Origin of the sequence: uncultured Planktosalinus sp. (assembly GCF_963973675.1) — a bacterium.
GTDB lineage: Bacteria > Bacteroidota > Bacteroidia > Flavobacteriales > Flavobacteriaceae > Planktosalinus.
Window position 1 is genome coordinate 1 of the sequence record NZ_CAXBAN010000131.1, and the last position, 6,627, is coordinate 6,627.

The 6,627-nt window shown below is 40.4% G+C and carries 8 protein-coding genes; 3 read left to right on the plus strand and 5 right to left on the minus strand.

Annotated features, from left to right (window positions below; genetic code table 11):
• Positions 1–158: 158 nt before the first annotated feature.
• The gene (locus AACY61_RS06690) at positions 159–389 is read left to right on the plus strand and encodes a DUF308 domain-containing protein (RefSeq protein ID WP_339610803.1); all 231 of its coding nucleotides are present in this window, start codon (positions 159–161) and stop codon (positions 387–389) included.
• An 84-nt stretch (positions 390–473) separates the two neighbouring features.
• Entirely contained in the window at positions 474–1,565 is a 1,092-nt protein-coding gene (locus tag AACY61_RS06695) for a DUF6544 family protein (protein WP_339610804.1), read from the plus strand.
• 15 nt (positions 1,566–1,580) lie between these two features.
• Here the strand turns inward: AACY61_RS06695 and AACY61_RS06700 are convergent, their stop codons facing one another.
• From AACY61_RS06700 to AACY61_RS06720, 5 genes are all read right to left on the minus strand, one after another.
• On the minus strand, positions 1,581–2,174 hold the full coding sequence (locus AACY61_RS06700) for a pseudouridine synthase (protein ID WP_339610805.1): 594 nt from the start codon (positions 2,172–2,174) through the stop codon (positions 1,581–1,583).
• Between the two features lie 160 nt (positions 2,175–2,334).
• Positions 2,335–2,820 carry an Hsp20/alpha crystallin family protein gene (locus AACY61_RS06705; RefSeq protein WP_339610806.1) on the minus strand — a complete coding sequence of 162 codons (486 nt, stop codon included), beginning with the start codon at positions 2,818–2,820 and terminating at the stop codon, positions 2,335–2,337.
• A 176-nt stretch (positions 2,821–2,996) separates the two neighbouring features.
• Positions 2,997–3,140, minus strand: coding sequence for a hypothetical protein (locus AACY61_RS06710; protein ID WP_339610807.1), 144 nt, complete (start codon positions 3,138–3,140; stop codon positions 2,997–2,999).
• A gap of 126 nt (positions 3,141–3,266) precedes the next feature.
• A complete protein-coding gene (locus AACY61_RS06715) occupies positions 3,267–4,244 on the minus strand; it encodes a DUF3365 domain-containing protein (RefSeq protein ID WP_339610808.1) in 978 nt (325 codons plus the stop codon).
• Positions 4,245–4,489: 245 nt separating this feature from the next.
• Positions 4,490–4,711, minus strand: a complete 222-nt coding sequence (locus tag AACY61_RS06720; protein WP_339610809.1) for a T9SS type A sorting domain-containing protein — start codon at positions 4,709–4,711, stop codon at positions 4,490–4,492.
• A 191-nt stretch (positions 4,712–4,902) separates the two neighbouring features.
• Here AACY61_RS06720 and AACY61_RS06725 point away from each other — a divergent pair.
• The coding region (locus tag AACY61_RS06725) for a tetratricopeptide repeat protein (RefSeq protein WP_339610810.1) at positions 4,903–6,627 on the plus strand (1,725 nt) is incomplete at its 3' end.

Sequence of the window (6,627 nt, forward strand, 5' to 3'; positions counted from 1 at the left end):
TCAATGGATAGAATAGAAGTTTCCTAAACTTTAGATGCAAGTTCGATTCTTGCCGAGGCTACAACCTGCTTCACACACCAAAATGCAATTCACAGTCTTAACGCAAGCTTTAGAACTGTTTAACAATAGTTTGTCAGTAAATTTTGTATATTAAGAGTATGGAAAATAAAAGATACAAAAGATACATTTGGTTGGCTCTGATTCTAATAGCTTTATTAGTGATTTCCATTTATGCAGCTATGAATCCTGTATTCCCCTATAATTATATAATTTGGGGAGCTGGTTTTGTATTGTTGCTCATCGGTGTGATTTACATTCTTCAAACCAAAAGAAAATCAAACAAAACCTTTAAAGATTGGTATGAAGACAACCCGAGAAATCCTAAATAGCCTGATTTTAAGCTGATAAATATCATAGATTCAAGACCGAAGCATAGGTAACTTGCACCCAATATATAACTTGATTTTGGGTCTATGCGAGTACTTTTAATTCTACTGATAGGTGTCCATGGAATAATTCATCTTCTGGGGTTTCTGAAGGGCTTTCAAATTTTAAAAACGGAATCAGTTGAGCTCTCTGTTTCCAAACCAATGGCTGTTTTTTGGTTATTGACTGCTTTGTTGTTTGCTGTGACTTCCATTGCTTTTTTTTTCAAAAAAGACAGTTGGATTTTTTTAGGCATCATTGCTGTTATTTGTTCTCAGATACTCATCTTTCTTCACTGGCAGGATGCCCAATGGGGTACGCTGGCCAATATAGTACTTTTCATATGTCTCTTGTTTGCTTTCAGTAATTGGTTGCTGGAAAAAAAGTGGGCCTTTGAAAAAAAACAATTTCAGGATTCTTTATACATCCACAATACACCAACTCTGCTTCCGGAAGATGTTTCTCACTTGCCGGTGGTTGTGCAACACTGGATGAAACGTTCAGGGGTGGTGGGTAAACCACGAACGTTAGGCTTAAGGCTGCAACAGTCCGGTGAAATGAAAACCAAGCCTTCATCCCGTTGGATGCCCTTTACTGCCGAACAATATTTCAATTCACAACCCCCTGCATTTCACTGGACAGCAGAAGTGTCGATGGGCTTGGGTCTGTTCCTTAAAGGGCGTGATGCTTTTAAAGAAGGTGAAGGTGAAATGATGATTCTTTTAGGAGCACTTTTTCCTGTAGTGAATGAAAAAAACACGCCTCAGATGAATTCCGGCGCGATGATTCGTTATTTGGCTGAAATTTGCTGGTTTCCTTCTGCTGCCGCTTCACCATACATTGTTTGGGAAGCCCGTGACCCTTTTTCTGCGAAAGCCTCTTTTACTCAAAACGGAATGACTGTGTCAGGAATTTTTAGGTTTTCTGAAAAAGGTGATTTGGAATCGTTTGAAGCTGAACGGTATTTCGGTGGAGGTTTAAAGGCAGAAAAGCACCTCTGGGTTGTGACTATTTCAGATTATTTAGAACAAGAAGGAATCAGAGTGCCTAAGCAATGTAGCGTAATGTGGAAACTTCCGGAAGGCGACTTTGAGTGGTTGCGGTTTTCAATTAGCAAGCTTGAGTACAACCCTATTTGATTTATAGCTGGAGTTTCAAAAATGCTGTGATAAATCAAAATCCTTCACTTCTTTGATGCCTTCAGAAGGCAAACCTTCCAGCGTTTCATTACCAATGCGAACCCGCACCAACCTGAGGGTTGGAAACCCCACAGCAGCGGTCATTTTTCGCACCTGTCTGAATTTGCCTTCGGTAACAGTAATAGATACCCAGCTTGACGGGCCGTGGCGGTCATCTCGTACTTTTTTAGCACGCTCGGGAAATTGAGGCACTTCTTTAAGGACAAACACTTGAGCAGGCATGGTAGTATAGGTACTTCCCTGAATGGAAATTTCGACCCCTTGTTGCAGCGCAGCAATCGCAGCAGGTGTGATGAGACCATCCACTTGTACATAATATTCCTTTTCAATCTCTTTGCTGCGCACAACTGCGCTGGTCTTACCGCAGGTAGTGAGTAACAACAAACCTTCAGAATCTTCATCCAACCGGCCAATGGACATGGTACCTTCAGGAAATACTCCTAAACCTGTTAATAAACGCTTGTTTTTGCGGGTATTTTGATTGTACACAAACTGGCTCAGCATTCCATAAGGTTTAAATACTTTGAAATGATAGTGATTGTTTGCCATGGAGAAATACAATTGTAGTTTCAAGCAAAATAATGGCTTTTTTGCTATGCAAGAAAAGGTTTTATCAATTTTTTCCGGAAAATAAGCAAGCCTTCAACATTGACCACTTTAATTAAATTAGGGAAGGTGCTTCCAACTACTAAAGCACCTTCCCTTAAGTTTAGGTTACTTTTACTTTTTTGGGAGGAATGGTTTTTTCGGGTTCCATTTTTTGAAGCGTGAGTTGTAAAATACCATTTTTGTAAAGGGCTTTTACTTCTTTTTCTTCATCTATGGTTTCCGGTAAACGCAAACTTCTTTTAAAGCGATTGTAACTAAACTCTTTTTTAACATAGCCTTCTTTTTCTTCTTCAGACTGATGTTCTTTTTCGGCATACAAATTCAACATCCCATTTTCTATGGTAATCTCAAAATCGTCTTTCGAATATCCGGGAGCTGCGACTTCAATAATGTAATGCTTGGGCTGCTCCTTCACATTAACTGCCGGACTGAAGTCAAAGTCAGCATCTGAAATTCCTTGAAATAAGCGGTTGATGTTAAAAAAGTCTTTGGGTCGATCTAATACTTCATCAAAAAACGGGTGTTTAAAGATGGAGGGTTCAACAAACGCAGGGAAGCGTCTTTTTTTGTTGGCAACAAGTGGCATGATCTAAATGGTTTAAAGTAAAACCTGTAAAATTGATTAGATGCTGAGGTACTCTTTTTAGAAATCTCAGCTATTAAATATTTCAGAAGGGGGTAGTAGCGACTTCTGAATATCCGGCCAGGGGGCCGGAGTGGATCCTTACATTTTTGAACCAGGGGTAACAATCATTAGAAAAACTAAGTTGTTTGTATGTTTTTCCAATCTGGATACCTGATGACAAAATGTGCTACGGCTTCTTTAAACAGCTTGACATCCTCTTTGGTGATTCTGTCCTTATGCAAGAGCTGTTTGTACCGTTCTTTGTAACGTAAAGGAATCATGGTACATATGTTTTAATGAACGTAATAACATTCGGTAGACCGTTATGATATCTGAATGTCTAAAGTTACTTCAATCATTTCAAAAAAAAGATGACATTGGTCAGTTTTTCAAATTAATTTTATGCTCTAAAAAACAATGCTCCAAATGCCTCTCACCTCATTTTCTCCATAACCAATTGCCAGGTCATTGGGATACAATTCGTTAATTTTATGCAGTACTTTTAAATCAATTTTGTCCGGATGGCCGTGGCACTGCAGACACATACTGTTGGTCACAATGGGATAGTAAAACCGCGTTTGCTCGCCTGCGGGTAGCACGACCGGTTTTGGGTCGTTGCCAGCTGCAATTTCTTTTTGAAAGTAATCGATGTAATACTTTTCCTCCTCATTGGCGGCATTGTTAGGATTGCGGTTTTTGTCGCTTACGCGTTTAATAACAGCTCTGTGTTTTTCTTCCATTTGATTTGTTAGTGGAATGGCTTCGATATTACAGAATTCCAGTGCGTGCAAAGTCCCTTCTTTTTGTAGAATACCCATCAGGTTTTGTCCCAGCAGTTGATTGGTTTCCAAAGCATACCCCAGGCCATTTGCTGCTTTTTGTTCTAGGGTGTTTTTGAGCGTGTCGGTTTGACCCATGCCACGACCCATGCCTTTACCCTTTCCACGATCTTGTTTACCCCGACCTGTTTCATCCAGCGGATTGTGCTCATACAGGTAATCAGCAATGTGCTCCAAAGCTTCCTGCGGAAACTTTTGATAGGGCATCAATCCAAAATTGCGAATGGCTCCGGGCATCTTAGCAATGTCTTCAGAAGGCTTTTCAAGAAACGTCAAAAAGTCTTTGACAAAGGCTTCTTTTGTGGTGTTTGAATCAATGTAATGATTTTGTACCATGGCCATAGGAGGGGCGATGCGGTTTTGGTGACCAACACCTGCACCCTGTGGAGCATGACATACATAACAATGCGTTTCCAGTAGTTTTTTGCCGGGGTGGGTTTCTTCTGTATCACTAGAAAATGCAACGGGCACTTCATAGGTTTCTTTGTTGTTCTTACAACTGCCTAAAATAAACACAAAAATAAGTGCTGCGATGATGAGTTTCATAAAAACTTGTTTAGACAATAAAAATACAAAGAATGTGCTTTTTGGAATGTAACTTAGGTTACGTTAAGCCTAATTAAGTAATCAATCTTTCTTAATTTTTTCAGTTTCATTGCATTTTAACCTAAAAAACCCTTGTCTTATATCGACAAGGGTTTTCATTCAGGCTGAAAAGCTTAATATAAACGTATTAATGCCTATTTTTTGATAATTTTTTTCACAAAGACAGAGCCTGACTCAGAGGTTACTTATACGAAATACACTCCGGCACTTAAGGAATCCAACGGTATGGTAGTTTGTGCTTTGAGTTGTAAAACCCTTGACCCTGAAGAAGTATAAACCTCAACCTGTTGTATGGTTTTAACTGCTAAATCAACAACTTGCCTAATCAATGCATCACTTTTTTCCTGAGCAAGGCCGGTCATCATTAAATTCAGGAAGCATACAATCAATAGCACCCTTCTTTTCATTGGGTAAGTGGGATAGGGGGTTGTTCTCGTACAAATGTCGAAAATTTTAATGAGATGGCATAGCGATTTTTTATGTTAAACCGTAAAGAACAAACAGTCAAATTCTAAGCGAAACCACTCAAATTCTAATTAACCACTCAACCATTAAAATGAAATCTTACATTTGTTGGTATCCAATGAATACCTAAACCATGAGAAAAAACACCGGGCTTTTTGCCTTTTTCCTGTTGTATGCCTTAATCGGCTTTGCACAAGAACAACAAATAGACAGTCTGGAGACCCTACTGAATCAAAATCAAAACGATATTGAAAAAGCGCAAGCACTCAACACTCTTGCCGGTTTATACATCACTAAAAGTCCTGAAGAATCTTTTTCCTATGCCCAACAAGCACTGCAGCTTGCACAAAAAATCAACTTTACAGAAGCTGAAGGTACCGCATATATCAACCTGGGGAACTACAACATTATAAGCGGCAACTATCCGGAGGCACTGGAGCAGTTTCGAATGGCAAAGGAAGTTTTTGAGGCTGCCTCTGAAACCGGGTTTAAAGAACAACTGGCACGTGTGTACGGGAGCATCGGTATTGTGTTTTCAGAACAAAGCAGCTATGACAAAGCCTTGCAATACCATTTAAAAGCCCTGAAGATTTACGAAAATGGACAAGACCGGCAACGACTGGCCAGGGTATATAACAATGTGGGGATTGTGTACAAAGCACAGGAAGACCATTTTAAAGCGCTGGATTATTTTATAAAGGCACAGAGGCTGCAGGACAGTTTGAATGACCCCACCATTGGAACCACGACCACCAACATCGGTACTATTTATCTTTCGGAAGGACAGCCCGATAAAGCCCGGGAGTACTTCACAGAAGCAGAAGAACAGTTTCGTGAACATCCCAACCACAGAGGGATGGGGGAACTCTATAACAATTTGGGGAACTACTATCAAACAACCGGCAAAAAGGAAAAAGCCTTGGAATCATGGAACAACGCCATTGGATCCTTCGAAAAAGTCAAGGATCAATTCGGGCTCTCAGACACGTATTATTATCTGGGAGGCTTTTACAAAGAGGAACAAATGTATCCGGAAGCCATTGCAGCCACATTTAAAGCACTGGAACTGGCCCGGGAAATTGCAACCCTCGAGATGCTGGTGTTAACCGAACAACAACTACAAAACATTTATGAACAAACAGGAGACTACCAAAAAGCGTTACAACACGGCAAAGAGTATGACCGCTTAAAAGACAGCCTGATCAGTTATCAGAACATTCGTAAAACCGTGCAGGCAGAGATGAATTTTGAGTTTGAGAAAAAAGAAGCCCTTCATAGAGAGCAGCAGCAACGGCAGGCCGTTCTACTGGAAGAACAGTCCAAAAGACACCGCCAACAACTTCTTTTTGGAGGGATGTTTTTACTGTTGTTTGCAGGCCTGGGATTTTTATTTTATAACCGCAACCAACTTAAAAAAACACTTACCCTTCAGAAAAACCTGGCCGAATATGAACAAAAAGCCTTGCACCTGCAAATGAATCCGCACTTTGTGTTTAATTGCCTGGGGTCTATTTCCAGCTTTATTGTACAAAACGGCAACGATTCTGCCATAAAATACCTCGCTAAATTTTCTAAGTTGATGCGGCTCACACTCGAATATTCAAAAGAGGCACTCATCCCTGTAGATAAAGAAATAGAAGCGCTGCAAAATTACCTGGAGCTGGAGCAGCTGCGGTTTAATAAAGCCTTTGATTTTGCCATCCTGAAGGACCCGGCCATTGAAGACGACGTGGCACTTCCGCCCTTATTGATACAGCCTTTTGTAGAGAATGCCATCATTCACGGGATGATTCCGAAAAAAGAACACGGGATGGTGACCGTAGACTTTTCAATCAATGAAAAGCACCTCATATGCACC

Bases quoted from the DNA above. Each gene is read 5' to 3' on its own strand.
- AACY61_RS06690 (WP_339610803.1), top strand. From the start codon at position 159: ATGGAAAATAAAAGATACAAAAGATACATTTGGTTGGCTCTGATTCTA.
- AACY61_RS06695 (WP_339610804.1), top strand. From the start codon at position 474: ATGCGAGTACTTTTAATTCTACTGATAGGTGTCCATGGAATAATTCAT.
- AACY61_RS06700 (WP_339610805.1), bottom strand. From the start codon at position 2,174: ATGGCAAACAATCACTATCATTTCAAAGTATTTAAACCTTATGGAATG.
- AACY61_RS06705 (WP_339610806.1), bottom strand. From the start codon at position 2,820: ATGCCACTTGTTGCCAACAAAAAAAGACGCTTCCCTGCGTTTGTTGAA.
- AACY61_RS06710 (WP_339610807.1), bottom strand. From the start codon at position 3,140: ATGATTCCTTTACGTTACAAAGAACGGTACAAACAGCTCTTGCATAAG.
- AACY61_RS06715 (WP_339610808.1), bottom strand. From the start codon at position 4,244: ATGAAACTCATCATCGCAGCACTTATTTTTGTGTTTATTTTAGGCAGT.
- AACY61_RS06720 (WP_339610809.1), bottom strand. From the start codon at position 4,711: ATGAAAAGAAGGGTGCTATTGATTGTATGCTTCCTGAATTTAATGATG.